This window comes from Candidatus Bathyarchaeota archaeon, assembly GCA_029882535.1.
GTDB lineage: Archaea > Thermoproteota > Bathyarchaeia > Bathyarchaeales > SOJC01 > JAOUKM01.
This window is the reverse complement of record JAOUKM010000023.1, coordinates 1-24,487: the sequence shown is the minus strand read 5'-3', so window position 1 is coordinate 24,487 and position 24,487 is coordinate 1. Positions and strand designations below refer to the sequence as shown.

At 42.2% G+C, this 24,487-nt stretch carries 38 protein-coding genes, 1 tRNA gene and 2 pseudogenes; 30 read left to right on the top strand and 11 right to left on the bottom strand.

Annotated elements, in window-relative coordinates:
- The coding region (locus OEX01_06690; GenBank protein ID MDH5448668.1) for a hypothetical protein at positions 1-286 on the top strand (286 nt) is incomplete at its 5' end.
- Here the strand turns inward: OEX01_06690 and OEX01_06685 are convergent.
- Positions 246-1,082 carry a tRNA (adenine-N1)-methyltransferase gene (locus OEX01_06685; GenBank protein ID MDH5448667.1) on the bottom strand — a complete coding sequence of 279 codons (837 nt, stop codon included), beginning with the start codon at positions 1,080-1,082 and terminating at the stop codon, positions 246-248. The genes OEX01_06690 and OEX01_06685 overlap by 41 nt on opposite strands.
- 195 nt (positions 1,083-1,277) lie before the next feature.
- Here OEX01_06685 and OEX01_06680 point away from each other — a divergent pair, with 195 nt between their 5' ends.
- The 21 genes and pseudogenes from OEX01_06680 to OEX01_06580 all read left to right on the top strand — a co-directional run bounded on the left by OEX01_06680 (position 1,278) and on the right by OEX01_06580 (position 12,989).
- A complete protein-coding gene (locus tag OEX01_06680; GenBank protein MDH5448666.1) occupies positions 1,278-1,763 on the top strand; it encodes a 50S ribosomal protein L22 in 486 nt (161 codons plus the stop codon).
- A complete protein-coding gene (locus OEX01_06675; protein MDH5448665.1) occupies positions 1,763-2,455 on the top strand; it encodes a 30S ribosomal protein S3 in 693 nt (230 codons plus the stop codon). The genes OEX01_06680 and OEX01_06675 overlap by 1 nt, the downstream gene beginning before the upstream one ends.
- Before the next feature lies 1 nt (position 2,456).
- Complete coding sequence (gene rpmC / locus OEX01_06670; GenBank protein MDH5448664.1) at positions 2,457-2,675, top strand: 50S ribosomal protein L29; 219 nt, start codon at positions 2,457-2,459, stop codon at positions 2,673-2,675.
- A complete protein-coding gene (locus OEX01_06665) occupies positions 2,672-2,953 on the top strand; it encodes a ribonuclease P protein component 1 (GenBank protein ID MDH5448663.1) in 282 nt (93 codons plus the stop codon). The genes rpmC and OEX01_06665 overlap by 4 nt, the downstream gene beginning before the upstream one ends.
- Before the next feature lie 3 nt (positions 2,954-2,956).
- Entirely contained in the window at positions 2,957-3,277 is a 321-nt protein-coding gene (locus OEX01_06660) for a 30S ribosomal protein S17 (protein ID MDH5448662.1), read from the top strand.
- Positions 3,278-3,319: 42 nt separating this feature from the next.
- The gene (locus OEX01_06655; GenBank protein MDH5448661.1) at positions 3,320-3,718 is read left to right on the top strand and encodes a 50S ribosomal protein L14; all 399 of its coding nucleotides are present in this window, start codon (positions 3,320-3,322) and stop codon (positions 3,716-3,718) included.
- A gap of 9 nt (positions 3,719-3,727) precedes the next feature.
- A pseudogene (rplX, locus tag OEX01_06650) lies at positions 3,728-4,078 on the top strand (50S ribosomal protein L24).
- 241 nt (positions 4,079-4,319) lie between these two features.
- Positions 4,320-5,078 carry a 30S ribosomal protein S4e gene (locus tag OEX01_06645; protein MDH5448660.1) on the top strand — a complete coding sequence of 253 codons (759 nt, stop codon included), beginning with the start codon at positions 4,320-4,322 and terminating at the stop codon, positions 5,076-5,078.
- Positions 5,079-5,621 carry a 50S ribosomal protein L5 gene (locus OEX01_06640; protein ID MDH5448659.1) on the top strand — a complete coding sequence of 181 codons (543 nt, stop codon included), beginning with the start codon at positions 5,079-5,081 and terminating at the stop codon, positions 5,619-5,621.
- A gap of 11 nt (positions 5,622-5,632) precedes the next feature.
- Positions 5,633-5,797, top strand: a complete 165-nt coding sequence (locus OEX01_06635) for a 30S ribosomal protein S14 (GenBank protein MDH5448658.1) — start codon at positions 5,633-5,635, stop codon at positions 5,795-5,797.
- Complete coding sequence (locus tag OEX01_06630; GenBank protein MDH5448657.1) at positions 5,790-6,200, top strand: 30S ribosomal protein S8; 411 nt, start codon at positions 5,790-5,792, stop codon at positions 6,198-6,200. Before OEX01_06635 ends, OEX01_06630 begins: the two co-directional genes overlap by 8 nt.
- A gap of 13 nt (positions 6,201-6,213) precedes the next feature.
- On the top strand, positions 6,214-6,762 hold the full coding sequence (locus OEX01_06625; protein MDH5448656.1) for a 50S ribosomal protein L6: 549 nt from the start codon (positions 6,214-6,216) through the stop codon (positions 6,760-6,762).
- A pseudogene (locus OEX01_06620) lies at positions 6,759-7,160 on the top strand (50S ribosomal protein L32e). The gene OEX01_06625 and the pseudogene OEX01_06620 overlap by 4 nt, the downstream one beginning before the upstream one ends.
- Before the next feature lie 151 nt (positions 7,161-7,311).
- Entirely contained in the window at positions 7,312-7,755 is a 444-nt protein-coding gene (locus OEX01_06615; GenBank protein ID MDH5448655.1) for a 50S ribosomal protein L19e, read from the top strand.
- Positions 7,755-8,390: a 50S ribosomal protein L18 gene (locus OEX01_06610; protein ID MDH5448654.1), complete on the top strand. Its 636-nt coding sequence runs from the start codon at positions 7,755-7,757 to the stop codon at positions 8,388-8,390. Before OEX01_06615 ends, OEX01_06610 begins: the two co-directional genes overlap by 1 nt.
- Positions 8,387-9,049, top strand: coding sequence for a 30S ribosomal protein S5 (locus OEX01_06605; protein ID MDH5448653.1), 663 nt, complete (start codon positions 8,387-8,389; stop codon positions 9,047-9,049). Before OEX01_06610 ends, OEX01_06605 begins: the two co-directional genes overlap by 4 nt.
- A gap of 2 nt (positions 9,050-9,051) precedes the next feature.
- On the top strand, positions 9,052-9,531 hold the full coding sequence (locus OEX01_06600) for a 50S ribosomal protein L30 (protein ID MDH5448652.1): 480 nt from the start codon (positions 9,052-9,054) through the stop codon (positions 9,529-9,531).
- 62 nt (positions 9,532-9,593) lie between these two features.
- Positions 9,594-10,028 (top strand): 50S ribosomal protein L15, encoded by a 435-nt coding sequence (locus tag OEX01_06595; protein MDH5448651.1) that lies wholly within the window; start codon positions 9,594-9,596, stop codon positions 10,026-10,028.
- A gap of 37 nt (positions 10,029-10,065) precedes the next feature.
- Positions 10,066-11,559, top strand: a complete 1,494-nt coding sequence (secY, locus tag OEX01_06590; GenBank protein MDH5448650.1) for a preprotein translocase subunit SecY — start codon at positions 10,066-10,068, stop codon at positions 11,557-11,559.
- 74 nt (positions 11,560-11,633) lie between these two features.
- On the top strand, positions 11,634-12,107 hold the full coding sequence (locus OEX01_06585) for an EMC3/TMCO1 family protein (protein MDH5448649.1): 474 nt from the start codon (positions 11,634-11,636) through the stop codon (positions 12,105-12,107).
- A gap of 225 nt (positions 12,108-12,332) precedes the next feature.
- Positions 12,333-12,989: a cytidylate kinase family protein gene (locus OEX01_06580; protein MDH5448648.1), complete on the top strand. Its 657-nt coding sequence runs from the start codon at positions 12,333-12,335 to the stop codon at positions 12,987-12,989.
- A 78-nt stretch (positions 12,990-13,067) separates the two neighbouring features.
- On the opposite strand, the gene OEX01_06575 is transcribed toward OEX01_06580, so the two are convergent.
- From OEX01_06575 to OEX01_06555, 5 genes are read right to left on the bottom strand one after another with little or no spacing between them, the layout of a single operon-like run.
- Positions 13,068-13,358, bottom strand: a complete 291-nt coding sequence (locus OEX01_06575; GenBank protein MDH5448647.1) for a hypothetical protein — start codon at positions 13,356-13,358, stop codon at positions 13,068-13,070.
- A gap of 3 nt (positions 13,359-13,361) precedes the next feature.
- Complete coding sequence (locus OEX01_06570) at positions 13,362-14,063, bottom strand: sulfite exporter TauE/SafE family protein (GenBank protein ID MDH5448646.1); 702 nt, start codon at positions 14,061-14,063, stop codon at positions 13,362-13,364.
- A 6-nt stretch (positions 14,064-14,069) separates the two neighbouring features.
- A complete protein-coding gene (locus OEX01_06565; GenBank protein ID MDH5448645.1) occupies positions 14,070-14,768 on the bottom strand; it encodes a hypothetical protein in 699 nt (232 codons plus the stop codon).
- Between the two features lie 24 nt (positions 14,769-14,792).
- Positions 14,793-15,023 (bottom strand): hypothetical protein, encoded by a 231-nt coding sequence (locus tag OEX01_06560; GenBank protein MDH5448644.1) that lies wholly within the window; start codon positions 15,021-15,023, stop codon positions 14,793-14,795.
- Positions 15,024-15,029: 6 nt separating this feature from the next.
- Positions 15,030-15,776 (bottom strand): DUF169 domain-containing protein, encoded by a 747-nt coding sequence (locus OEX01_06555; protein ID MDH5448643.1) that lies wholly within the window; start codon positions 15,774-15,776, stop codon positions 15,030-15,032.
- A gap of 181 nt (positions 15,777-15,957) precedes the next feature.
- Between OEX01_06555 and OEX01_06550 the strand changes: the two genes are divergently transcribed.
- The 3 genes from OEX01_06550 (at position 15,958) to OEX01_06540 (ending at position 17,623) form a co-directional block, all read left to right on the top strand.
- The gene (locus OEX01_06550) at positions 15,958-16,362 is read left to right on the top strand and encodes a metalloregulator ArsR/SmtB family transcription factor (GenBank protein MDH5448642.1); all 405 of its coding nucleotides are present in this window, start codon (positions 15,958-15,960) and stop codon (positions 16,360-16,362) included.
- A 97-nt stretch (positions 16,363-16,459) separates the two neighbouring features.
- A complete protein-coding gene (gene arsB, locus OEX01_06545; protein ID MDH5448641.1) occupies positions 16,460-17,485 on the top strand; it encodes an ACR3 family arsenite efflux transporter in 1,026 nt (341 codons plus the stop codon).
- 6 nt (positions 17,486-17,491) lie between these two features.
- On the top strand, positions 17,492-17,623 hold the full coding sequence (locus OEX01_06540) for a hypothetical protein (GenBank protein MDH5448640.1): 132 nt from the start codon (positions 17,492-17,494) through the stop codon (positions 17,621-17,623).
- Positions 17,624-17,969: 346 nt separating this feature from the next.
- Here OEX01_06540 and OEX01_06535 read toward each other — a convergent pair whose 3' ends face one another.
- Positions 17,970-18,341, bottom strand: coding sequence for a hypothetical protein (locus OEX01_06535; protein MDH5448639.1), 372 nt, complete (start codon positions 18,339-18,341; stop codon positions 17,970-17,972).
- A gap of 133 nt (positions 18,342-18,474) precedes the next feature.
- On the opposite strand from OEX01_06535, the gene OEX01_06530 reads away from it, so the two are divergent.
- Positions 18,475-18,981 (top strand): hypothetical protein, encoded by a 507-nt coding sequence (locus OEX01_06530; GenBank protein ID MDH5448638.1) that lies wholly within the window; start codon positions 18,475-18,477, stop codon positions 18,979-18,981.
- A gap of 28 nt (positions 18,982-19,009) precedes the next feature.
- On the opposite strand, the gene OEX01_06525 is transcribed toward OEX01_06530, so the two are convergent.
- Together OEX01_06525 and OEX01_06520 are read right to left on the bottom strand one after the other, a co-directional pair.
- Positions 19,010-19,342, bottom strand: coding sequence for a hypothetical protein (locus OEX01_06525; protein MDH5448637.1), 333 nt, complete (start codon positions 19,340-19,342; stop codon positions 19,010-19,012).
- Positions 19,343-19,370: 28 nt separating this feature from the next.
- The gene (locus tag OEX01_06520; protein ID MDH5448636.1) at positions 19,371-19,694 is read right to left on the bottom strand and encodes a metalloregulator ArsR/SmtB family transcription factor; all 324 of its coding nucleotides are present in this window, start codon (positions 19,692-19,694) and stop codon (positions 19,371-19,373) included.
- A 96-nt stretch (positions 19,695-19,790) separates the two neighbouring features.
- Between OEX01_06520 and OEX01_06515 the strand changes: the two genes are divergently transcribed.
- Genes OEX01_06515 through OEX01_06505 form a run of 3 tightly spaced genes read left to right on the top strand, consistent with a single transcriptional unit; the run spans position 19,791 to position 21,454 of the window.
- Complete coding sequence (locus OEX01_06515; protein MDH5448635.1) at positions 19,791-20,060, top strand: thioredoxin family protein; 270 nt, start codon at positions 19,791-19,793, stop codon at positions 20,058-20,060.
- Between the two features lie 10 nt (positions 20,061-20,070).
- Entirely contained in the window at positions 20,071-21,099 is a 1,029-nt protein-coding gene (locus OEX01_06510) for a permease (protein MDH5448634.1), read from the top strand.
- A 16-nt stretch (positions 21,100-21,115) separates the two neighbouring features.
- Entirely contained in the window at positions 21,116-21,454 is a 339-nt protein-coding gene (locus OEX01_06505; protein MDH5448633.1) for a hypothetical protein, read from the top strand.
- Between the two features lie 1,053 nt (positions 21,455-22,507).
- On the opposite strand, the gene OEX01_06500 is transcribed toward OEX01_06505, so the two are convergent.
- Both OEX01_06500 and OEX01_06495 read right to left on the bottom strand, forming a co-directional pair.
- Positions 22,508-22,584 (bottom strand) — tRNA-Ser (locus OEX01_06500).
- Positions 22,585-22,596: 12 nt separating this feature from the next.
- The gene (locus tag OEX01_06495; protein ID MDH5448632.1) at positions 22,597-22,899 is read right to left on the bottom strand and encodes a hypothetical protein; all 303 of its coding nucleotides are present in this window, start codon (positions 22,897-22,899) and stop codon (positions 22,597-22,599) included.
- A 1,278-nt stretch (positions 22,900-24,177) separates the two neighbouring features.
- Here OEX01_06495 and OEX01_06490 point away from each other — a divergent pair.
- Positions 24,178-24,487 (top strand): hypothetical protein (locus tag OEX01_06490; GenBank protein ID MDH5448631.1); only part of this gene is annotated, 310 nt, incomplete at its 3' end.

The window sequence follows — 24,487 nt, the reverse complement described above, 5'->3', positions numbered from 1 at the left end:
TCAAATCAACATTCGCGAATTTATCTCAAACGAAAACACAGCAGACGATGAACAGTATTCCACGATCAAAACCTTTCTAAGCGAAGAATTCGGAGAAGAAAAAGAAACCCCTGGGCCTGTCATTCAGCTAATGTCTGTGTTTCCAATATTAGCCACAGGGTTGATCTGGATTGCTGAAGGATTGATTGTCGGAGTGCCATTATGCTTTGCCTCTCTCGGAGTTGTGATGCTGGCTAAGAGGGTCATCATTCCTTTGTGGAAGAAAGAGCTTGGCAAACCAATGTAGCTTCAAGCTTCTCCTGCTTTTTCAATGCTTTGCGAGCGTACGTCACATAACCCGTGTGCCCAGTCATAAGTGTCTGCGGTCGAGTCTTTCCGCGTGCTACTTGCATTCCACGCATTATACATTCAAACGTGCTTACATCAACAAACCCGCTTTCCTCTAAAGCCTCAACGGTTCTTACAACTTGGTCGATTGTGGGGCTGAAGGAGACCACGTTTCCACTGCCTTTTAAGGCTGAATAAGCATGAGAAATCACAAGCCAAGGAGTCGCCAAATCTAAAACAACCGCGTCAACATTTTTCTCGTCAATGCCTAGCGTTATGTCCCTGCTTTTGAGCTCAACATAGTCTTCGACGTGTGCTTTTTTCAGGTTTTTAAGTGCAATTTCTTGAAATTCTGGTCGAATTTCGTAGCTGTAGACGCGCCCACGAGGCTTTACGTAAAAAGCTAGGGCAGTAGTTAGTGCGCCTGCACCGGTGCCTGCCTCAACGATGCGGCTGCCGGGGCCTATTCCACTATACATGACGATTAGGGCTATATCTTTTGGGTACATTATCTGAGTTTTTCGCTGAGCTTTGAAAATAAAGTCGCGGAGAGCTGGTTTTAAAGCCGCGAATTCTACGCCTAGATTGCTGAGTAAACGTGTGCCATATTTCTTGCCGATTAAACTGTCAAATTGAATGTAGCCTTTGTGTGTGTGGAAATTTTTGCCCTTTTCTGCTTTGACTAGGTAGGAGCGTTTTTTGTTGAGGTAGAGGAGGATGTTGTCGCCTTCTCTTATTGTTTGACGAAGCAGCATGAGAGTTTATTGTGTGAAGAATCTTTAAAAGAATACGTCTTTTGCGCCCCCAAAAAAAGTTAACATAACAGGAATGCATAGAGAAAGCCTCTCTGAAAGATTTTACATGAAACAGTAAACCTTTTGATGAAAAATCGTTACGAAAAGAAATATAAACTACGTTGATGCTGTTGAATTGCACAGTTGGAAGAAAGCATGCCGAAATTCGGATACTCCATCACAGAACTTGATACTGAAAAAACAGTGAAAGCCAGCGGACGCGAACTCAGAATCTCCCCCAAACACGCAAGAGAAGTATGTAAAACAATCAAAGGCATGCGTTTAGACAAAGCAAAACGGTATTTAGAGCAAGTTATAGTAAAAAAACAACCTGTCCCCTTCCGCAGATTCACAAAAAAACTTGGACACAGACATGGAATGCAAAAAGCTATGGTGGGAAAATATCCGATTAAAGCAGCGGCAAACATCTTGAAAGTTCTTGAAAGCGCAGAAGGCAACGCCGAATCTAAAGACCTCGATATTGAACGCCTCCGCATAATCCACGCATCAGCTTATCCAGGAATGAAAATCAAGCGAGCTATACCAAGAGCATTTGGACGTTCAAGCCCAAAAAATAAACCTCTTACACACGTTGAGATTGTTTTAGAGGAAATAGAGAAGAAAACAGAGGAAACAGCCTAATGTCTGTAGTTAAACATTTCATCGACGAATCTATAAAGAAAACAGAAATTAACGAATTTCTACAGAACGAGCTTGAAAGAGCAGGTTACGGCGGCGTAGATATCACAAAAACGCCACTAGGAACACACATAGTAGTTTATGCTATGCGCCCCGGAGTTGTCATCGGACGAGGTGGAGAAACCATAAAAGATCTCGCAAGATCTTTGGAAGAAAAGTTCGAACTTCCTAATCCCCAGATTTCTGTAGCAGAAATTGAAATTCCCGAACTCAACGCTTACGTTATTGCTTCACGTATTGCTTCGGCGTTACGAAGAGGTGTCCACTACAGGAGGTCAGGGTATTGGGCGCTTAATCAGGTTATGGAAGCTGGAGCATTAGGAGTTGAAATAGCCGTCAGTGGGAAACTGCGGGGTCGAAGAGCAAAATATGAAAAGTTTCGTGGGGGATACTTGCCAAAAAGTGGAGAACCCCCATTAAAATATACGAGAAGGGCAGAGTTGAACGTTCAGATGAAGCAGGGTGTTTTCGGAGTAAAAGTACGCATAATGCCTCCCGAAGCCAAATTCCCAGACAAAATAAACATAGCCCCAAGCGAAGTGGAAGAGGAGACAACGGAAGCATCAAAAGAAGAAGCATCCACAGAAGCTGAAACATCTACGGCGAAAAAAGACGAAAAGGAGGCAACCGAATAAAATGCCCCTCATCAGACTCGAGGACATACGGGGCATGTCTTCTGAGGAAAGAACGAAAAGAGTCACAGAGCTGCGAACCGAGCTTGTACGATTGAGAACTATGACAAAAGCAGGGGGGGCTCTAGAAAACACTGCACGCGTCAGAGAACTTCGTAAAGCCATTGCCCGCTTCCTCACTATAGAACATGAAGCGAAACTTGCAGAGGTGAAAAAACAGTGAAAGTCACACCTGCACTAATACAACACGAGTTTATCGGCTTAGAAGCAAAAGTGGCAAAGTCTTCCAATCCAAGTTACATAGGTATCGTAGGGGCAGTCATTGATGAAACTCGAAACACTTTCATAATCTTGCAAGATAATAAGAGGAAAACTGTAGTAAAAGATCAAGCTGTTTTCCATTTCACTTTGCCAGACGCTACAATTGTAGAGATTGATGGAAAGATTCTGGTGGGAAGACCTGAAGAACGCTTGAAAAAGCGAATTAGGAGGCTCTGGTAGAAAATGGCGTCGCTCTCCTTGAAGAAACCCAAAAAATCATGCAACGACCCTAATTGTCCTTTTCACGGAACTCTCTCTGTTAGAGGACGTATTTTAGACGGCTTGGTTATTAGCGCAAAAATGGATAAAACCGCCATAATTCTACGCGACTACCTTCACTACGTGCCTAAATACAAACGGTACGAAAGAAGACACAGTCACACACCTGCTCACAACCCGCCTTGCCTCAACGTAAAAGAAGGTGATAGAGTGAAAATCACAGAGTGCCGCCCCATAAGCAAAACCGTTTCCTTCGTGATAGTTGAAAAACTGGAGGAAAAATAGTTGGCTGCAAGAGCAAGACCACGGGCGCTATTTGCAAGAGCAATGCTTGGGCAAAAACCAAAAGTGTCTAGAGGCGTCCAAGCTGGCACCATTTTGAAATGCGCTGACAACACAGGCGCCAGAGCACTCAAACTTGTACAAGTCATCGGATACAAAGGACGGCTAAGACGTGTTCCAAAAGCAGGCGTAGGAGATTTGATAATGACGTCTGTACGGAAAGGAACACCAGACATGCGTAAAAAACTTTTCAGAGCGGTTGTTGTGCGACAAAAAATGCCTTTTCGCCGTGCAGAAGGCATCTGGGTTCAGTTTGAAGACAACGCTGCAATAATAATGACAACTGAAGGAGAAATGAAAGGCTCCGAGGTCAGAGGTCCTGTAGCAAGAGAAGCAGCAGAACGGTGGCCTAGAATAGCAAGTGCTGCGAGCATAATAGTATAGGTGAGCGTCATGCAGATTACAAAACCAAGAACACAGCGTAAAAAACTGTTTCAAGCCCCTGCACACATTCGCCACAAGCATTTTTCTGCGCCTCTATCGCCTGACTTGAAAAAGAAACATGCCGCCAACGCTGTTCCTGTGAGAATGGGCGACACAGTTCGTATAATGAGAGGCGACCGAAGGGGATTCGAAGGCAAAATTACGCGGGTAGACCGCAAAAAATACAGGATATTCGTTGAAGGCATCACGCGAGAGAAAGTAGATGGCACAGCATTGCCGATTCCAATCCACCCGTCAAAAGTAATGATTATTAATATTAATTTAGACGACAAATGGCGCAGAGAAGCACTAAAGCGGAAAGGCGCTCTCTTGGAAAAGGAAACACATCCTCCAACTGCAGAAGCTGTTGTTGAGGAGAAACGGGAAGAAATCGAAGAAAAGCCAAAAGAGAAAAAAGTGGCGAAAAAGCTTCGGAGAAAGAAAAGGAAGAAAAAAGAACCAGCAAAACCTGCACAAGAAAAAGCAATGAAAACCCGAAAAACCAAGAAACCAAGACGGAGACGAACGAAAAAAGCCAAAACTGAAAAAGGAGCCGAATAATATGGGAAAGAAAGGTGGAAGCAAACATCTAAAACGAAAGCCCGCACCAAGATTCTGGCCCATCCACCGCAAAGAATACGTCTGGACACTGAAACCAAAGCCCGGCCCCCACTCACTGAAGCACAGTCTACCCTTGGCAATAATTATTCGAGAAATCCTAGGCTTCGCAAAAACACGAAAAGAAGCAAAAACCATTATCTCAAAGGGAAAAGTGCTTGTTGACGGAAAAATCCGCAGAGAAGAAGTGTTTCCTGTGGGTTTAATGGATGCAATTTCCATCCCTGATGCAGAGGCAACTTATCGCATTTTGTCGCATAAAAAAGGGCTCATTTTGCACCCTGTAGAAAAGGATGAAGCCACTTTCAAGCTTTGTCGAATAGAAAACAAAACGGTTGTTAACCACGGCCACGTTCAGCTCAGCTTCCACGACGGCACCAACAAACTAATTCAAGTTGCAGACCCTAAAAACCCTGAAGAAGATGTATACCAAACCCTCGATGTCATCAAAGTAGCTATCCCCAGTGGCGAAATAACTGGGCAAATTAAGCTGGCGAAAGATGCAACTGCGTTAATTATTGGAGGGAAGAATAGGGGAACACATGGGAAAATCGTAGACATTGAAGAAGCTGTGGGGAAAAAGCGTCGTTCACTTTTGGCAACAATAGAGGATGCGGCTGGAAAACGCTTCCAGACAACTCTTGACTACGTTTTCATTATAGGCGACAAAAAACAGTCTATATCATTACCTGAGGTGGAATAGTTGTCAGAAGAAGAGGAAACCCGCAAAAAATGGCAAAAAACTCCTATGCTTAAACCGAAAATTCGAAAAGTAACAGTCAACATATGTATAGGACAATCGGGTGAGCCTCTTGAAAAAGCTGGTAAAGTTCTCGAACAGCTGACTGGTCAAATGCCTGTGAAGCGGAAAGCCAAGCAAACTATAAGGGATTTTGGGATAAGGAAAGGCGAACCAATTTCCTGCGTTGTAACACTTCGAAGAGAAAAAGCAGTAGAATTCCTCACTAAAGTGCTGCAAGCTGTCGACAACAAAATACCAAAGAACTGCTTTGACAAAAGCGGCAACTTTTCCTTCGGCATAAAAGAACACATTGAAATTCCAGGCACAAAATACTTACCCGAGCTTGGAATCTTCGGAATGGACGTCTCGGTTACGCTCGGTCGCGCTGGCTATCGCATCAAAGAACGAAGACGAGCTAAATCGAAGATTGGCACAAGTCATCTGTTAACGCCTGAAGAGGCAGTCACATTCATCAAAGACACCATCGGGATTGAAATAGTGTGAAGTGTAGTTGAATGGGAAAACAGAGACCTAAGAAAGAACGGAAATTCGGCAAGGGCAGCAAACCATGCAGAAGATGTGGTTCTTACGGCTCGGTGATCCGGCGTTACAATTTATATGTATGCCGGCATTGTTTTAGGGAGATAGCCCAAGAACTTGGATTCAAGAAATATGAGTAGAAGGAAGCGGAAAATCATGACTGATACAATTGTGAATGGTATGACTGCGCTGATAAACAACGAAATGCGCCTAAAGCGGGAGTGTGTGATTAGCCCAGCCTCTAAACTGCTTGGCAGAGTTCTAAGAGTGATTCAACTTAATGGCTACATCGGCGAGTTCGAATTCATAGATGATGGCAGAACAGGAAAGTTCAAAGTTCAGCTTCTCGGCAGAATAAACAAATGCGGCGCCGTCAGACCCCGCTTTCCAGTGCGAGTAGATGAATTTGAGAAATGGGAAAGAAGCTTTCTCCCCTCAAAGGAAGTGGGCATCCTAGTTGTTTCTACTCCCAGAGGAGTGACTTCTCACAAAGTGGCGAAAGAAGAAAAAATAGGAGGGCGCCTTCTGGCCTTCGTATACTAGGAGAAAAAAGGAAATGCGTGTCGTGGAAGTCGAAAAAACGGTTGAAACCCCCGAAAATGTAGACGTCAAACTAGACGGCAAAGTAGTGACTATATCGGGGGAGAAGGGAACGTTAACCAGAGACTTCTCTCATGCACCCTTATTCATTGAAAAAGAAGGAAAATGGATAAAAATTCGAACAAATTGGCCTCGTAAAAAGGAGGCAGCAACGGTTGGAACAGTAAGTTCTCATATTAAGAATATGATAATAGGCGTGACAAAGGGATTTACCTACAAATTAAAAATTGTGTTTTCTCATTTTCCAATATCCGTCAAAATCGAGAACAACAAAGTTTTGATAGAGAACCTTACAGGTGAGCGCAGTCCACGCATAGCAAAAATAGTAGGAGACGCAAAGGTTTCAGTCAAATCTGATGACGTAATTGTTCAAGGGACAAACTTGGAAGATGTAAGCCAGACAGCAGCAAACATTGAGCAAGCAACAAAAATCAAAGTAAAAGATCCACGGGTATTTCTCGACGGCATATATGTGTACGAACGTCTCGAGGGAATGGAAACTTGACCGAAAGATCAACGCCGGAAAAAGCCGTAGCTAAACAAGCCGTAAAGCTACGGAAAGCTGTGAAGGCGAGAAAACCCAAGTTCAGACGCCACGAAAGCTGGCGGTATAAACGCTTAAAGGAAAACTGGAGAAAACCCCGTGGATTAGACAACAAAATGCGACTTAACGTAAAGGGTTGGCCCAAATCCGTAAACATCGGCTATGGCGGACCAAAAGTAGCCCGCGGGCTCCATCCGTCAGGATATAAAGAAGTGCTAGTTCACACGCCTGACGAAGTAGTGAATGTGTATCCAAAAACTCAAGCCATACGAATCGCCCACAGTGTAGGAACGAGAAAGCGAATTCAAATATCTTCACTAGCGAGAGAAAAAGGAATCCGTATTTTAAACCCGCTTATTAGAAAAGAGGCTGAAGAACAAGAAGAAACAATTGGCGAAGAAGAAGAGATGCCTGAAGAAACGATTTCAAAGCCCCAAGAGAAAGAGACAAAAACAAAGAAGAAACCTAAACGTTCCAAACGCTCAAAACGTGCAAAGGAAGTGAAAACAAGTGAGTCTTAAAAGTCAACGTCGCCTCGCTGCTGGAATTCTAAAAGTAGGGCAAAACAGAGTTTGGATAGATCCTGCAAGGATAGATGATGTTGAGATAGCAATTACACGAGAGGAAATTATAAAACTGATTCATGAAAAAGCCATACAACCACGCCCTGAGAAAGGAATTAGCCGATCACGTGCTCGTGCCTTGCATGCACAGAAAAAGAAGGGATTAAGAAAGGGGCCGGGTAAAAGAAGCAAATCGAGAACGTCTAAGAAAGAGGTTTGGATGAAGAAAATTCGTGCGCTGCGAAAAAGACTAAGAGAGTTAAAAGAAAAACGTGTTATTGCAGAAAGCACCTATCGCCAGTTCTACAAAATGGCAGGAAGCGGTGTCTTCGAATCAGTTGCTGAACTTGAGCATCGCATAAAGGTTAAAGGCTTATGGAGGACGCGCTGATGGGAAGAGGGCCATCCTACCGTGTTCCGTTTCGGCGACGCAGAGAAGGAAAAACGGATTACAAAGCAAGAAAAGCACTGATAATTTCAAAGCTTCCCCGCGTGGTGACGAGGGGCTCACTAAAACACATGAACGTTCAGATTATAGAAGCCACCCCAACGGGAGACAAAATCATCGTTTCAGCAAACTCTCAAGAGCTTAAAAGCTATGGTTGGCAAGCTGCATGTGGAAACCTGCCTTCCGCATACCTCACAGGTCTATTATGTGGTATGAGAGCGGTTGCGAGAAATGTGAAAAAAGCCGTTGCGGATATAGGATTACACCAACCTACAAAAGGAGCTAGTGTTTTTGCTTCTTTAAAGGGCGTGATAGACGCAGGCGTTGACATTCCCTACAGCACAGAGAAACTACCAGACGAAAAAAGACTGAAAGGACAACACATCGCCGATTACGCTAAAAGTTTAGCCACTTCAAATACTGAACTCTACGAAAAAATGTTTTCTAAATACTTGCAAAGAAAGCTTTCTCCAGAAAAACTTACAGAACAATTTGAAGCTACGAAAGAAAAAATTGCACTCCCATCCAAAAAAGGAAAAACAAAGAAGAAACGCAAAAGGAAAGGTAAAAAACAATGAGACGACGACGACGACAAACGCGCGTAAGAAGAACGGAAAGACAAATAAGCGAAACGTGGATTCCAAAGACCGCCCTCGGCAAAATGATACAAGGAGGCCGTATTTCCTCCATGGAAGAAATATTTATAGAGGGACTAAAGATACGCGAGCCAGAGATTGTAGACCTTTTGCTTCCAGATTTACAGGAAGAAGTCGTTGAAATAAACTTGGTTCAGAAGCAAACCGATGCAGGAGAAAAGTCTCGGTTTAAAGCAATAGTGGCAGTCGGCAATCGTGATGGCTATATAGGATTAGGCGGTGGAAAGGCGAAGCAAGTGCGCACAGCAATCGAAAAAGCAGCTGTGAATGCGCGGCTAAATATATGTTTTGTTCGCAGAGGTTGTGGCAGCTGGGAATGTGGATGTAGAAAGCCGCATTCATTATCGTTTCAAACGACGGGCAAAAGCGGCGGCGTAGAAATTGTTTTAACACCCGGACCTAGAGGTCTCGGCTTGGTTGCCAGCGAAACAGCAAAGGTAATTCTAGGACTTGCAGGAATAAAAGATTGCTGGACTAGAAGCTTTGGCTCAACAAGAACAATCCCTTCTTTTGCCTATGCTGTTTTTGACGCCCTTAAAAAAACCTACAGCCTTGTTACACCAGAAGACTGGACGAGGTAAAAATGGCTGAAAAGCGAAAATGCTTAGCAGTAGTTCGCGTTCGAGGAGTAGGCGAGGCATCACCTGATATAAGGAAAACACTTGAAATCTTTCGCCTAAACCGAAACTGCCACATGACGCTCTTAGACAACCGCCCTAGTTTCCTTGGTATGTTGAAGAAAGCGAGAAACTTTGTTACTTGGGGTGAAATAACAAAAGAGACTATACTTCTACTACTCAAAGAACGTGGAAGACTTGACGGCAATAAAAAGCTCAACGACGAATATGCTAAAAAAGTCGGCTACAAAACTCTGAAAGAGTTAGCTGAAGCCATATACAAAATGGAAACCGAATTTCGACATTTGCCAGACATTAAGCCAGTTTTCCGTGCACACCCTCCAAAAAAAGGATACAAGGGAAAAGTAAAGAAGAGCTATGCTGCTGGCGGAGTTACCGGATATCGTGGTGAAGCAATTAACAAACTCATAGAAAATATGATTTAACAACAGAGAAAGATTTTATGGACGATTTACTATCTAGTTTGAAGCAAAAGTGTGGTTGAAAAATGCCTCATAAACTTCGAAAAACCCGCAAAAAACGAGGTACGAGAACAGTTGGATGGGGTACAGTTGGTCAGCATAGAGGAGTTGGTCAGAGGGGGGGTCATGGGAAAGCTGGTCGCCATAAACACTTATGGTCCTACGTGCTGAGATACGAACCAGACTATTTCAGCAAGAAAGGGTTCTATTCTTCGCGACGTAAGAAAGTAAATGCAGTGAACATTGGGAAATTGGAAGAATTGGCAATGAACCTTTCTGCTGAAAAAGGCTTGGAGGAAAGAGATGGAATGTCCCTTTTAGATCTAGATAAACTGGGTTACGACAAGCTTTTAGGCATGGGCATAATAACCAAACCTTTTTCAATAAAAGTTGCATCCTATTCAGAGTCAGCCGCTAAGAAGGTGGAAGAAGCAGGCGGCAAAATAATCACAGAGACTTAATAGTTTAAAGTAAGAATATCAAGGGGGAAGGAAAAAGATGGCTGGCAGATTCCTTGGAATATTCAAGCCCATTGCAAGGTTCTTGCCAGAGGCGAAACCCCCCGGAAAAAGAGTAGGGTTTAACCAAAAGCTGTTATGGACTGCTCTACCGCTGATTATTTACCTGGTCATGGCTGAAATTCCATTATACGGCTTGCAGGCAGAACAGGGTTTGGAAATGAGTTATCTGAGAGTCATATTTGCCTCTAACAGAGGAACCTTATTAGAGCTTGGCATAGGTCCAATAGTGACTGCAGGTTTAATCCTTCAGCTTCTAGCCGGTTCAGGAATGATAGGCGTTGATATGTCTAACCCTGAAGATAGAGGGCTCTTTACAACCGCGAGCAAATTCTTTTCTATACTACTCACTGGGGTTCAAGCGTTCGCCTATATCATCGGAGGCGTCTATGGCACACTGCCAGGAATGGTAAGCATCGTTATTTTTATGCAACTCCTGTTTGCGGGGATACTAATTATGCTGCTAGATGAGATGATTCAGAAAGGTTGGGGGATAGGAAGCGGAATTAGCCTCTTCATCATGGCTGGAGTAGCTCAGAGAGTATTGTGGGACAGTTTTGGCTTAACTGTAGGCTTAGCCGACGGGAAAAGCTATGGTGTCTTTCCGGCGCTCTTCCAAACAGTAGCAGCAAATCAGCCAGTGTTTTCTTTCGCTTTACAGTACATACCATACAACGCAACTTCTGGCGCTCCCGCATACCTCATCCCAGCAGTTGATAACGCTTTCATCAGATCTCAGAATCTGCCTTCACTCCTTGGATTTTTCACAACTATTGTGGTTTTTCTTGTTGTTATATATGTGGAAGGTGTTAGAGTTGAACTACCAGTTTCCCACGCTGACTACAGAGGCTATCGCGGTAGATATCCTATCAAACTTCTCTATGTTTCCAACTTGCCAGTAATTTTTACCTCCGCTCTATTTGCTAACATATACTTCTTCTCACAGATTGTCTGGATCAACTTAAACCCGAACAATTCAAACTTCTTCTTGAATCTTCTAGGGACCTATTCAGCACAGGCTGGACAACAACCACAGCCCACAGGCGGCTTAGTCTACTACGCAATAGCGCCTCGCAGCATCCTAGATGTTACTTTGAATCCTGCAAGAGCAATAGTATTTGCCGTTCTTATGGTGGTGTTCTGTGTCATTTTTTCACTCACTTGGCTTGAAGTGGGCGGGCTGGGGTCATCAACCGTTGCGAAGCAATTGGTGGATTCTGGCATGCATATTCCAGGTTACAGAAGATCAACACGGCCTATAGAGATGGTGCTAAAACGCTATATTCCTGCGGTTACAATCCTCGGTGGGATTATTGTAGGTCTTATTGCGGCGCTTGCAGACTTTTTCGGGGTCTTTGGAACAGGTATGGGTGTGCTGTTGTCTGTTGGCATTATTTATCAATATTACCAGCAGTTAATGCAGGAGCGGGTTGCAGAGATGTATCCGGCATTCCGTCGTATCTTAGGAGGCTAGAAGTGAAAATGGTTAAAAGCCTCGATAACAAACAAATTGGAATAACCAAAAGGATCGAAATGGAGTAACGAAGCATGTTCACAACTTTATTTATAGATTGGATATTAGCGCCGCAAGCGCCATCAGCAACAATTTTCATTCTTCTGCTCTGCGTGTTTCTAACTTTCCTTACTTCTTCTGTTAATCGTCTATTCACTAATCCAGAACAACTACGTGCTTCGAGAAAAGAAATAAAAGAATGGACAGACGCTTTTAAGGAAGCACGACGAAGCAAAGACAAGAAAAAGCTCGCTAAAGTGGAGAAGCAAAAAGACAGAATAATGAAGCTGCAACAGAAAATGTCAATGCAGTCCATGAAAGTGTCATTGCTTTTCTTCATTCCTTTCATCCTCATGTGGCAGGTGCTTGTGGGCATCTACAGAGAACCCGTTGCTTTCCTTCCAGGCTTCGGTCCCCTTCCCATAGTTTTGTGGTACTTTGTATGTTCTTTGTTCTTCAGCACTCTATTCTCGCGGGCTCTAGGTGTGGGAATAGGAGCAACGGAATAAAATGCCACGTCCCCAGTTAAGAACGAGAAGTAGAAAACGAAAATATCGCTCTTTACCTGGTGGACACAACAAGGTTTTATACAAAAAAGAAAAGACTGGCAATCCGAAATGTTCTAGTTGTGGCCGCGATCTCACATTCCTACCTAGTTCAATATTAAAGATTCGTAAACTTCCTAAAACCCAGAGAAAAATTAGCCGCATCTATAGTGGGCAACTCTGCCACAATTGCCTCCGAAACTCGTTAAAACAAACATCCCGAAATCTTTAACAGTAAAGGCGAAAACCACAATGACAACATTTTGCCCTAGTTCGGAAAAGATTGTTCTGTGTATATGTGGAATGGCGGGGTGCGGCAAAAGCACTCTTGCCAAAAAGATTGCTGAAAAATACAACTTGCACTATTTTTCTGGGGGCGATGCGCTGAAAGCCTTAGCGTTAGAGGCTGGTTACAAATCTGTGGATAGAGGATGGTGGGAAAGCGAAGAGGGAATGGAATTCCTCAAAAAACGCACGCAAGATTCTTCTTTTGACAGGAAGATTGACGAGAAACTGTTGCAATGGGCAAAGCAAGGAAACGTGGTTCTCGACAGCTGGACTATGCCCTGGCTCTTAAAATCAGGCTTCAAAATTTGGCTGGAAGCGTCGCCTGAAGAGAGAGCTCGACGAATTGCACGACGAGATAGAATAAGTATCAAAAAGGCGTTCTCGGCTTTAAAGGAGAAAGATGCAAAAACCAAAGCGATCTACAAGAGGCTCTATGGATTTGATCTTGGAGAAGATTTTTCCCCCTTTGACCTTATTCTAGACGTAAATCAACTAAGCTCGAAAGAAGTTTTTCAAACACTCAGCCTAGTTATAGATAGTCTTCTTTGTAGAGCTTGATAGTGAACTTATAAATACTAGTCACTTGGAGTGGAGATGTTTCCCGCAAACCCCCACTTTTTATAACGCACACACGCACTATTCTTTCCCTAGGAAAATGTTAAGCTTGTGTATTCGTTCTGAAATGGCATCTTCAAGCTCTTTGTCATCAAAATCTGAGGAAAGCTTGATTTTTCCATCTACTACTACGCACATATCTTGGACTCCGTATTTTGAAGCTTCTGATGATTTGGTTGACTTCATTTGGATTTCCACCAAATCTTTGAACTCTGTTGTTACCTGGCCCACTTTCTCCATAAGAGGTGTGAAATTGCAGACACAGGAACCGAGAGGCACAAAAACTTCGATTTTCACTTTATTTCTCTTCATTATTTACCAACCTATCAACATATAACCGATCATGATCATTCCAATAACAACAAAAACTATTCCAAAAATTTTTGTTAGCCATTCGCCTGCTACGGCAATTTTTTTGCTTACTGCCTTTCGTGCAGTTGCTAAAATCACGCTTAGGAAAATGACTGGTGAGCCATGACCTAGACCGAAAGCGAAAAGTAGTATGCCTCCGTGGAAAGGTGTCGGTGCACTGAACATGGTTAGCAATATTGCTGGCAAAACCAATGATAGAGAGCATGGGCCCAAAGCTAGGGAAATGACCACCCCGAACAGAAATGAACCTGCAGCATAGTTGTGTTTTGATAATCGAGTCAACGCATTTAACTTCAAAACGTTAATCCGTTCAGTAAAAGAACTGATAGGGTTGCTTGTGAAGTGAATTTCCTTGAACAAGCCTAAGTTGTTGATTCCAAAGAATATGAGAAGAAGGCCTGCAATGCCGAAGAAGAATCGATAGCTAGCTGGATCTACAGGAATAAGAGAGGATACGGCATATCCGAGTAAGAAGAAAACTAGGCACATTGACATGGTGAAACTAAAGCCAATTATGAAGCCCTTTCGTATGCTTTTGCTGATGCCTACCGCGTATGTCAGGTACACTGATATTAGGGCAATTGAACACGGCGAAAGAAAAGTTACAATCCCTAAGAAGAAGAGTCCTAGGGATTCTTCAAACATTTCTCATCAAACCTCTAGGAGTTGATTTATTCTTAGAGACAAGGTTTCCCCTGTTATTGCTTCGGTGTATACTTTGTCTACGTTGAATGTTTTGTCGATAAGAACAATTGTGCCATCCTTGATTGAATATGGTGCATAGGTGTCAACTATATCCATTTTTCCATCAGCATAATCGTTTCCAAGCACCCAAGTAACACCGTAGTTTGCGCGGATTCGCGCAAGTTCGCTATTTTGACATGTTGCCACGGCAACTGTGACTGCGGTGACAGGTTTATTGCCGCAATAGTCGTTACATACATTTTTTAGTTGTTGGAGTTGGTGGTCATTTATAGGATATATTTGTCCACCACAGCCCACAGCCATGAAATGAATGGCAATCACCTTTCCACTAAATTGATCGAGAGAAAACCGAGTTCCGTTTATGTCTTCTAGAGAGAAAATTGGAGCCGAGTCTGTTGGTAGAGGGTTATTGTTCGTTTGACCACTAATTGCTGGAGGGAGTTGGATGTAATATTGCCATGCTCCGTAAGCTACACATATCACGGCAACCAGACAAATTCCGACAAGTATCTTGCCTTTAGGCCATTGTCTCGACTTTCTTTTAGCCTCTCTCTGAATTTGATGAGCTTTTTGAATCTGTCGCTGTCTTTTCTGTCTCTCTTGTTGTCTTTCCTTCAAGCTTTTTTTCTTTTTCTTCTTTGGCAATTCTTCGCCTTCATCATGTTGCAGTTAAAGTTTTTTAGGTCTGAATGGTGTACAATGACTCTTCTCAATAATTTTTATCAAATCGATCAGCATGTCTTGTGCTTCGGCTAACAAATCTTCTTTTTCTTCATCTATAGCTCGCAAGTTTCTTATGTAAGACTCGATTTCCAATTTTAAGGATAAAGGGTCGGTATTGCTCTTTTCTCGCTTGGCATCTCGGTATTTCTTACGTATTTCTTCAAAACGTGCTTCCATAATACCTCAACCTTGTCTTTTTTTACATTCTTGTTGACAATAAGCATGATAGACGCCTTTCCCTCGCGCCCTAATCATAGCCTTTTTCGAAAGCGTCTTCAATCTGTTTTCAATTTTACTTAGAAACGGCATGGGGATTCCCATGAACATGTGCTCTGGAGGAACATCTGTTGCTTCACAGGTTCCGTAGCAACAAGGACTTATGTTCACTTCCTTTGTTATGTAAAGGACAACTGTTACGCCTACGCAGTAACATTGAAATATTGAAGAGCTGGAATTTAACCGTCTCCCAGTTTCGAAAATCCTTGCCAGACAAAGCCACATAATCTGTTCCGGTGACCCTTCAACGATGGCAATGTCAGGCTCTAAGGGAAAATCCTTGAGTGGCTCAGCGGTTATTGCCGAAACAGAGTTTCGTTTCAACCTCGGCATCTTAGCTATGGTGATTGTGGCTGCATCCTTGGTTTGATACAGACCAAGGACATGTAACATTTGACCACTGGAAATCTTTCCAAGGAGTGGACCGAAAACAAACGCGACGTAGGCTTCAGGATAAGCCAGTTTTTCGGTTGTCAGGAGAAGCGTTTCACCGTGTCGTGCACGCATCAAGAACGGGCAATACCTAGACTTTCTGTCAACCAACCTGATGTCAGTGGGTATATTTTGAGAAGGTTTGAAAAGCTTAACAGCTGTAGGTGGGTCTTTTGATAGAAGGATAGCTTGTATCCCCGTTACCGTTTCTGTCAAACTCATCAAACTACCTCTGTTTTCTGACGCACTTCTTCGATCTGGGCAGATTCGATGTTCATAGAAAAATACAAATCGAAATATTTAAAAATATCGAATTATTCCCATGGTGTTAAATCAAAATATTTAAATTTGTTTTGTGACTAATTTCGTTGGAAGTCTTCATACTTCTTGGTAGTCTGATAGGATGCAAGCAACGAAACGCACTATAAAATCTGAAAAAAGGCTTGAAAGGCTCATCTGCTCGAGTCTCCGTCCAACAAAAGACTTAGAAGTGTATGCGGCGGAGTTGAAGCAACTTGCCGAAAAGTCGGGAGACCCAGATTTCCTTAGGAGAAAAAGCCGTTTGCTGAAGGCTCTCGCAAATGAAACGAGGCTCAGGATGTTGAGGCTTTTAAGTATTAGAGAGATGTGTGTTTGTGAGCTGACAGTTGCACTAGATTTGACTCAACCGACGGCGTCCCACCACCTAAACATTTTGCAGAATGTTGGGTTTGTAAAGGATAGAAAAGTAGGAAAGTGGGTCTTCTACAGCGTTGCCAAACCAGAAGTCATCCATGGTCTTTTTAATTTTCTTGAATTTCCCAAATAATATCCTCAACCAAGTACCAGGGCTGCACAGAAGAAAAACTTAAATTGATAGATTTAAATTCTTTAATCTAATACTTCAACTCAACGGAATGATACACATGACCAAAGACAGAGAAGTCAAACTAGGGATCTTCGAGAAGTATCTCACTTTGTGGATCGCACTATGCATTATCATTGGGCTGTTACTTGGTAGGGTCTTTCCAGCCTTCGGTGAGTTTTTGGACTCCCTAAAATTCGCTCAGTTATCCATCCCAATTGGCATCTGCCTGTTTTTCATGATGTACCCAACAGTGGTCGGCATAGCCTTTAGTGATGTTAAAAAGGCTGTAAGGAAGCCGAAACCCATGCTTCTCACAATAATTGCGAATTGGGTCATTGCGCCCTTTATCATGACGCTCTATGCAAACCTAATCCTTCAAGGAAATCCCCAGTACATTACTGGAGTGATTCTTCTTGGCATGTCCCCGTGTACGGCGATGGTCATGTGGTGGATTTTACTGGCTAAAGGAGATCTAGCTCAGGGCTTGATAAATACGTCAATCAATGCGTTAATGATGCTGATTCTTTACGCGCCTTTATCAGCTTTCTATCTTGGCGTAAGCGGTATACCTGTGCCTTGGGATCTGATCGCCCTGAGCGTAATCGTTTTCATAGCCCTTCCAGTATCCTTAGGGGCGCTTTCCAGAAAGCTGCTAATAGGAAGGAAAGGGAAGGAGTGGTTCGACTCCACTTATCTTGAAGTTGTGCGCAAGATATCCATCATTGCCTTACTGCTTACTCTAATCGTCATGTTTTCATTTCAAGGAAACATAATACTTAATGACCCTCTTCTTGTGGCCTATCTTGCCGCTCCAAATCTGCTCCATTATGTCACAATGATTACAATAACATATTCTGTTTCGTGGTTGTCAAATTGGGACTATGCAACCTCGATAGACACTACTCTGATCGGTTCAAGCAGCCACTTTGAAGTTGCAATAGCCGTGGCAACAACTCTTTATGGCCTTAATTCAGGTGCTGCTTTAGCTACGGTAATAGGACCTCTGATGGAAGTTCCGTTAATGCTATGTTTGGTAAGGTTTGGTCTACGAACACGTCATCTTTTTCCCCGCAAAGGGAGGTGATAATTGTTGTCTCGCAAAGATCAGATCATTAAACAAGCATGGCATGGGATTCCACGCGAAGAAATTGAATGGCACCCAACGATAGAACCGGAACTTTGCGTAGGATGTGGCATCTGTCTGCTGGGTTGCGGAAAATAAGTCTACGAGTTTGACTATGAAAAGAATGTTCCAATAGTTGCCAAACCACAGAACTGCAAAGTAGGATGTACGACAAGTGAAAACACGTGCCCACAACACGCCATAAGCTTCCCTCCAATGTCCTATCTACATAAACTAATCAGAAAAAGAGGAGTAATCTCTAAGAGTAAAAATACCTTGATGCATGTGCGCAAAGATGTCTAAGCAATCAAGAAAAGGAGAGAAAATGAAGAAACTCCTTTTGTCTGTGTCAAAAATGCTGGAAGGAGCCAAATGGTCGAGGCATTTGCAAAACCATCAGCAAAAAATGTGAAGGAAAAAGTGGAATTGTGTCAGTGGATGTGCACTATCGCGCTAGGCTTTTTGTTCTTTCAGTGTGTTGGCATCTGTATTGCTCCATACTCTTTGTGTAGTTGCAGATTCTATTCATAGAACATTCATTGATTCTTTGCCTGACACGGCTTTGTTGTTGTGTGCCATTACAAGTGCAGTTGCAGTCACAATCTTGTATTCTCAACCTATCTCGGTCTCTTTCTTGAAGCACGTCGCCATCACACTCGCAGTCTTTAGCCCCAAGTCTTCTTTGGTCTTGTGTTCGGAGTAAATCACCGTTGCTAGTCCCGTTAACATAAGCTTGTATTGGTGTGGCAAGCAAAGCGATAGAGACTATGCCTAAGACCAGAGTTATTCCCGCAATGATTTTCAGTTTATTTTTCATTTCTTCACCTCCATTGCTTTGTTCCAAGAAAAACAAGGTTGCCGCTGGGTTTAGATGTTAAGTGTAACAAAATGTTTCAAATTTTGAAACAACTTATAAACATCATTTTGTCTTCATATTCTTAGAGTGAAATATGCAATCCAAGGCTTTGACTTTCATCGTAATATTTGCATTTGTAATCAGCACTCTCGGCTTGTTATTTTTTGCATTCGACGGAGGGTTTAGCGGGAGAGGTCACGGAATGGGTGGAGGAGAACTTCCAAGGTCTCTATGGCTTGTCTTGTTTGTTGTACCTCTATTTGTCGCATTTTCAGTGTTAGGATACTCTCTAACCTTTCCAAATCTCAGTGTAGAGAAATCAAAGGAAGAAACTTCACCACCCATTGTAAAGAAGGGAGAGTCTACCCTCGATGCAGTTTTACGTGTTCTAAATGATGATGAGAGAAAAGTAACAGAAACCTTAATTGGTGAAGGTGGCACAATGTTACAAAAAGATATTCGGTGGAAAACTGGCTTTTCTCGAGTAAAAACACATAGAATACTTTTTAGGCTAGCCAAAAGAGGAATTGTCTCAGCTGAGAAGTACTACAACACAAATAAAATTGTCTTGGCAAGGTGGCTTACTGGAGAAAAGAAATAACTAGACCACCTAAGGATATAACGCGCCTTTAATAGCCACCCACGAGTTCAAAAGAACGAATCTTAATATCCGTTCTTCCCAATTGAGTGTAAATAAACTTCTTGATGTCTTCTTCTTCAAGATTTAAATTCCTATATTTGTCTTCTCGGATTGGAATTCTCGTACGTCTAAGGCTATCATCTTTGGCTGTATCAATGAATACATACTGCACATTTTCATTAGCAAAAGTAAGTCTCAAAGCTATTGGTGGTCTCGAGAGCGGTGCTTTCGCTTGTGCATAATAAATTTCTTCTGGATATAGTTTTGTCAATAATTCTTTAAACTCGTCCCATGTAAGAACACGCTCAACTTTACAATTCAACGATATTCACCACTAGTCTCAAACTTCTTTAAACAGCGAGTTCAGTAATGATCTTCACAAGTGAATGCTTCAAATCGGGTGTTACGCTATCGATCACCTCGAAGATTTGAGGGTCGGTAACCGAATATAGTCTTCTGTTTCCATCTTTTCTGGCCTTAACCAATCCACGGTTTTTCAGGATTTTCAAGTGTCGAGAAACAAGGGGTTGAGCAATGCCCAAATGAGGAACAACCTCACAGACACATTTTTCTCCGTTACGAAGAAATCGTAGAATCTCAAGTCTCAAAGGTTCTGCGAGAGCCTTGAAAACTTTTGCTCTGAATCTATTTAGTTCGTCTTCTTTCATTTTCATGTTTAATATTAAACTACATGGAAATATTTAAATATTGATATGAGTGTTTGTAACATAAGAATATTTGAATATTGTTATAAACTTGGGGTGAGCGAAATGAAGTACCTAAAAGTCGAGGTGATAGGTGTCAGTCCACCATGTCCACGATGTAAGAAGACTGAGGAGAACGCGAGAAAGGCAGCCTCTAAACTGATCCAGGAAGGGGTAAAAGTCGAAGTCACCAAGCTCGACATAACCGCTAAGGAGACCATATCAAAGTACGGGGTACTGATGTCGCCAGCGATTGCGATAAACGGTGTAGTGAAGGTCATGGGCAAAGTACTTGACGTTGGTGTTATTGAAAGGCTGTTACGAGAAGCGTTGTAAGGTGGGATTCTTGGAGAGGAAGCGGGCGCTTAAGACGACCTTGATGCTCAGCTTCATTCTTTTCTTCGCAATAATGATGGTTCGAGCTATTGTGGGCGCTTACACGCTAACGCCAACATCCACCGCAGAAGACCTCAAAGTCCTTCCTCTCTGGAAAATACCTCTAGTTTACATATGGGACTACGCACAGCACGGTTGGATATGTCTTGGGTTCGCGTTCACAGTTGCCGGCTTGGTCTCTGAATTCATCCCTCAAGGTTTTATGATGCGTTATATGAGCAGCGGAAAGCCCGTATCTTATCTGGTCGCGACGCTTATCGCCCCTCTTTTATGCGTATGCTCCTGCACTATGGTACCGATCTTCGCTGGCCTCATCTATGCTGGTGGAGGCATAGGTCCCGCCCTAACCTTCCTCCTAGTAGCCCCAGCAAATAACATCTTAGCTGACATCGTAACTATTCAGGTGCTCGGCTGGCAAATAGCATTGGCAGACATGGTTGCGGCTGGAATAAGTGCGGTTGTCATAGGATACCTAGTATCGAAGACTCCTTGGGGGAAGAAGTTCGAACGGCAATTCAAAAACAATCAAGGACAAGTCGCCTCCGTCGAACTTATGAAGCAGCCCGTTGACGAGAGACTTTGGAATGCACTAAAGTTTGGTGGGTATCTTGCTAAGCGGATCATCCCAGCCTTCCTCGTGGGGCTTGTAGCTGTAAGTTATTTCCAAGCTTTTTTTCCAGCTGATTTAGTCAAAGTTTACTTAACAGGCGCTTCCGGTGTGGTGCTAGCAGCTCTATTGGGTGGTCCGTTGTACACACCGACTTTGATAGAGGTAGCTTTAGGCAAGGCACTTGTTGATCTAGGAATGTCACCGGGTGCGACAGTCGCTTGGTTGATGGGACAGCCCTATGACATACCAAACTCCCTTTCAACTTCTAGGATAGTTGGGTGGAAGATCGTGATAAGTTATGGCGTCCTCGCATTCGCTTTTGCAGTTTCTTCCGGGCTGATATATAGTCTCCTAGTTGGTGGAATCTGATCAGAAGGGTGAGTAGATGACTGAAAAGCCATGGTTTCCTACGATATATTCAGATAAATGTAATGGATGCAAAGGAGCTTTTAAATGTGCAGATTTTTGCTCTCATGGGGTTCTAAAGGTGAGAGAAGATAAAGCATTTGTCGTGAATCCCCTAAGCTGCGTTTATGGTTGTTCTGCATGTGCTGAATTATGTCCAAACGATGCAATAGCTTTCCCACCAAGAGAAGATGCTCATAGATCGATGAAGAAAGGATCACTATTACATAAAGTCGTTTGTAGAACCTGCGGAAAGGAATTCTTGACCGATAGGCAAACTGAGTATTGTTTTGATTGTGAAGATAAAGTCAAGAATTAAAGAATTTCCTTTATCGCTCTGTAGTAGCTTTCTACCTTTTATGAAAAACATGTGATATGTTTGAACTGGTTAATTGTGGAAGACACTACTGAAACAAAGGAACTCTTTCAATCATCATATGAAAATTTCATTAATCAATGACACTGATTATTGTTTGGTGTCTTTTTTTAGTGGGTCTCGGGGTAGTTCATGACCTGAACAATGCGTTTGTGGTGTTCAACTTCTCCATGGTGTAGGGAGCGAGAGAGAACAAGCTGGGTTGACAAGAAAATTCAATTTGTGGGGGGGTGTAGCAGTGGCGGTTGTTAAAGGACTGTTGGAATTGTTGAAGCTTGAAGGATTGGATTTTCTCAGCCGGAGATTGTGACGCAGCTTAGCTAAAAACATTAGTGTTCAGGACGCACTGTTTACCGTGATTTTGAGATTCAGAGCCAGTGGCAACTGGAACTACAAAGCCTTAGGAACCATTCGGAGATTTTGATGCGAACGGTTAACAGTATGAGCAGATCAAACAACAATTCTACACGAAAAGAAAACAGTTAGCCGCAAAACTCCAAAATCCACTAACGCTAAACATAAGCTTCCACACCCTACGCCACTGGAAAGCTACAATAGAATGCCACAAAACCAAAGACATTCTATACATCCAACAACTCTTGGGACACAAAAATATACAGAACACCCTAATCTACACGTAACTCGTTAGCTTTCAAAGCGACGATTTCCACGCTAAAACTGCCAAAACCTTGGAGGAAGCTTGCAGGTTGGTGGAAGCTGGATTCGAATACGTGACAACAATGGACGGGTATCAAATCTTTAGGAAGAGAAAATAGCCAAACATGGAGTTATGTTGGAAAACCCAGTACTTATAAATATTAGTTACTGAAGTGGCGATATCTCCCGATCTGAGACTTCTAAGGTCCTATATCTTCCACTCCATTCTATGTACTTTATAGCTTATAAACTCAGATAGAAGAAGCTTCTAGAATATTTGAAGAGAGACTACACACAGATATTTTAAAATAAGTGTAACAGAATAAGGAGTATCAGATGTGGCGGGACCGAGAGGATTTGAACCTCTGTTTTAGACTTAGCAGGTCTCTGATCTATCCCAGCTAATCTACGGTCCCGCTGAACATTTATTATTTAAAATCTACCTTAGCAAGTTTTGCAAGCTTATCTCGAGACATGAAACGAGTTACTCTGTGCGTTACTCGTCTCAACCATTCTGACATTTCTTGAGGCGAAGCCCCTCTCTTTTCTTCTCCCAAATATAGCAACATTCCTTCAAGGTCTCCAGAAACAGCGTAAACTGTCCTGATAGACTCTTCAATAGCCATAGAATCTGATCTGAAATATCCCTTTTTACGAAGTATCGCCAACATGTCCAATGCTTCTTCAGACAATGTGATCTTTATTGACTTGAAAGGTGTTTCTTCCGACATTTGATCTCACTTGGAGCATTTTATGCTCCTATTCTGATCTTTACTCGATATATAGATAAAAGCTTTGTGATCAGTTTTGGTGCTGTTGGTTATCTGTAGAAGAGAACTCCAGTTATCAAATGCTAAAAAATTATGACTCTACGACAATCTATCTAATCTCGTCTATAAATCCAAAAAAGGGATCACCCGTCACCACTCTCAAAGGCTAACTTAGTATAATTTAATAGGTTAACAGTACAGACTATAATGTCTACTTCTGGAGTTTCTTTGCTAACTTCTTCCAATTCTCATCTACTATTTCTAACACTCTTTCATTCTAATCTCATGATTTAGGAAGAATCTAACGATAATGTGTGATCTATCCGTTAATACTATCCTCTATAACTCTTCTATACGTTAAGAACTTCAAATATCCTCTATTTTCTTATTAAGATCTAAAGATAGTAATTGTATTGTATAGGGGTGTGCTAGGAGATTAATTAATTGGAGAGGGAACCCCTTCCTTTTCTAGTAATGGTTCTAATGTTGATTGTAGTGATCATAGCAGGAAACTTTGTACTACTTTTCTGGAAATATTTCAATCTAGAGGATGAGTCTACAGAGAGATCCAGAATGAACTTGGTGTCTAAGGAGTCAATCCATTTAGAAGAAAGAGGCTTTAACACTGATAACGTTAAGAAGAGATTTAGAAGTGTTCTCTCTCCCTCTTTCCTACTAGATAGTAATAGGTGTAATGAATATAATATATAACAATCAACTAAGATTCCCTTCCCTCAAACTCTAAAGACTGGTCTCAATAATCAACTATCATAAGTCATATCATAAGGCTATATCACTATCAAGCTCTAGGGAATAATCCTCTCCCATAATATTTTAATCCTCTCAGCATAGGAGTACACACCTCTCTCATAGTAGTCCAATCCAATAGGGGGAGTTAAGAGTCTCATCATTGCATAGACATGGTAAAATGAAGATATGCCCTGAGTGCTTTGAATTACTAAATTATATGAAGACTAGAAAGAAGACTACTATTTGGAAAGGAATCGAAATAGAAAGCTGAGAAAGACTTACAGAGAGAGCTTAAAGAGGAAATGTCAGAGAAGTCATTTTACATTTTTCACATCCGACTTTTAGCTCAAAAGAGCTTTTCTATGAATCTATATCTATTAGTGTGTGTCTGTGTAATTTATGTGCATTGTCTTTAATTTTACACCACAATCATTAGTTGGTTGCGATATGTTTTTGAATAAATTGCGATTAATAATAGTTTGAATCACAATGGCAATCTATCACGTATATGTGCACTACAAAGATAAAGAGGGAAAGGAATTTAGGCAAATAGAATACAATAACAGAAAAGAGACAGTTGAACAACAAGTCGCTATTCCTTTCATGAAAAACAAACCCTTTTTCTGTGTAGGAAGGGTTATTCATCCCTCTAGAATAGTCCAAATTATCATTTTTAAGTCTGAAAAACCAGCCGAAGAATATCTCCTTCCAAATGGAAAGACCATGGGAGTTGAGGATGACATCTTTTACATCGCAAAATGCTTTGCAGCCAAGACAAAAGGAATTTTTGCTTGCACTG

What these genes read in the sequence shown, in the direction of transcription:
- OEX01_06685 (MDH5448667.1), bottom strand. Translation starts at nt 1,082, where the DNA reads ATGCTGCTTCGTCAAACAATAAGAGAAGGCGACAACATCCTCCTCTAC.
- OEX01_06680 (MDH5448666.1), top strand. Translation starts at nt 1,278, where the DNA reads ATGCCGAAATTCGGATACTCCATCACAGAACTTGATACTGAAAAAACA.
- OEX01_06675 (MDH5448665.1), top strand. Translation starts at nt 1,763, where the DNA reads ATGTCTGTAGTTAAACATTTCATCGACGAATCTATAAAGAAAACAGAA.
- rpmC (MDH5448664.1), top strand. Translation starts at nt 2,457, where the DNA reads ATGCCCCTCATCAGACTCGAGGACATACGGGGCATGTCTTCTGAGGAA.
- OEX01_06660 (MDH5448662.1), top strand. Translation starts at nt 2,957, where the DNA reads ATGGCGTCGCTCTCCTTGAAGAAACCCAAAAAATCATGCAACGACCCT.
- OEX01_06655 (MDH5448661.1), top strand. Translation starts at nt 3,320, where the DNA reads ATGCTTGGGCAAAAACCAAAAGTGTCTAGAGGCGTCCAAGCTGGCACC.
- OEX01_06645 (MDH5448660.1), top strand. Translation starts at nt 4,320, where the DNA reads ATGGGAAAGAAAGGTGGAAGCAAACATCTAAAACGAAAGCCCGCACCA.
- OEX01_06635 (MDH5448658.1), top strand. Translation starts at nt 5,633, where the DNA reads ATGGGAAAACAGAGACCTAAGAAAGAACGGAAATTCGGCAAGGGCAGC.
- OEX01_06630 (MDH5448657.1), top strand. Translation starts at nt 5,790, where the DNA reads ATGAGTAGAAGGAAGCGGAAAATCATGACTGATACAATTGTGAATGGT.
- OEX01_06625 (MDH5448656.1), top strand. Translation starts at nt 6,214, where the DNA reads ATGCGTGTCGTGGAAGTCGAAAAAACGGTTGAAACCCCCGAAAATGTA.
- OEX01_06610 (MDH5448654.1), top strand. Translation starts at nt 7,755, where the DNA reads ATGGGAAGAGGGCCATCCTACCGTGTTCCGTTTCGGCGACGCAGAGAA.
- OEX01_06605 (MDH5448653.1), top strand. Translation starts at nt 8,387, where the DNA reads ATGAGACGACGACGACGACAAACGCGCGTAAGAAGAACGGAAAGACAA.
- OEX01_06600 (MDH5448652.1), top strand. Translation starts at nt 9,052, where the DNA reads ATGGCTGAAAAGCGAAAATGCTTAGCAGTAGTTCGCGTTCGAGGAGTA.
- OEX01_06595 (MDH5448651.1), top strand. Translation starts at nt 9,594, where the DNA reads ATGCCTCATAAACTTCGAAAAACCCGCAAAAAACGAGGTACGAGAACA.
- secY (MDH5448650.1), top strand. Translation starts at nt 10,066, where the DNA reads ATGGCTGGCAGATTCCTTGGAATATTCAAGCCCATTGCAAGGTTCTTG.
- OEX01_06585 (MDH5448649.1), top strand. Translation starts at nt 11,634, where the DNA reads ATGTTCACAACTTTATTTATAGATTGGATATTAGCGCCGCAAGCGCCA.
- OEX01_06575 (MDH5448647.1), bottom strand. Translation starts at nt 13,358, where the DNA reads ATGAAGAGAAATAAAGTGAAAATCGAAGTTTTTGTGCCTCTCGGTTCC.
- OEX01_06570 (MDH5448646.1), bottom strand. Translation starts at nt 14,063, where the DNA reads ATGTTTGAAGAATCCCTAGGACTCTTCTTCTTAGGGATTGTAACTTTT.
- OEX01_06560 (MDH5448644.1), bottom strand. Translation starts at nt 15,023, where the DNA reads ATGGAAGCACGTTTTGAAGAAATACGTAAGAAATACCGAGATGCCAAG.
- OEX01_06555 (MDH5448643.1), bottom strand. Translation starts at nt 15,776, where the DNA reads ATGAGTTTGACAGAAACGGTAACGGGGATACAAGCTATCCTTCTATCA.
- OEX01_06550 (MDH5448642.1), top strand. Translation starts at nt 15,958, where the DNA reads ATGCAAGCAACGAAACGCACTATAAAATCTGAAAAAAGGCTTGAAAGG.
- arsB (MDH5448641.1), top strand. Translation starts at nt 16,460, where the DNA reads ATGACCAAAGACAGAGAAGTCAAACTAGGGATCTTCGAGAAGTATCTC.
- OEX01_06535 (MDH5448639.1), bottom strand. Translation starts at nt 18,341, where the DNA reads ATGAAAAATAAACTGAAAATCATTGCGGGAATAACTCTGGTCTTAGGC.
- OEX01_06530 (MDH5448638.1), top strand. Translation starts at nt 18,475, where the DNA reads ATGCAATCCAAGGCTTTGACTTTCATCGTAATATTTGCATTTGTAATC.
- OEX01_06520 (MDH5448636.1), bottom strand. Translation starts at nt 19,694, where the DNA reads ATGAAAATGAAAGAAGACGAACTAAATAGATTCAGAGCAAAAGTTTTC.
- OEX01_06515 (MDH5448635.1), top strand. Translation starts at nt 19,791, where the DNA reads ATGAAGTACCTAAAAGTCGAGGTGATAGGTGTCAGTCCACCATGTCCA.
- OEX01_06505 (MDH5448633.1), top strand. Translation starts at nt 21,116, where the DNA reads ATGACTGAAAAGCCATGGTTTCCTACGATATATTCAGATAAATGTAAT.
- OEX01_06495 (MDH5448632.1), bottom strand. Translation starts at nt 22,899, where the DNA reads ATGTCGGAAGAAACACCTTTCAAGTCAATAAAGATCACATTGTCTGAA.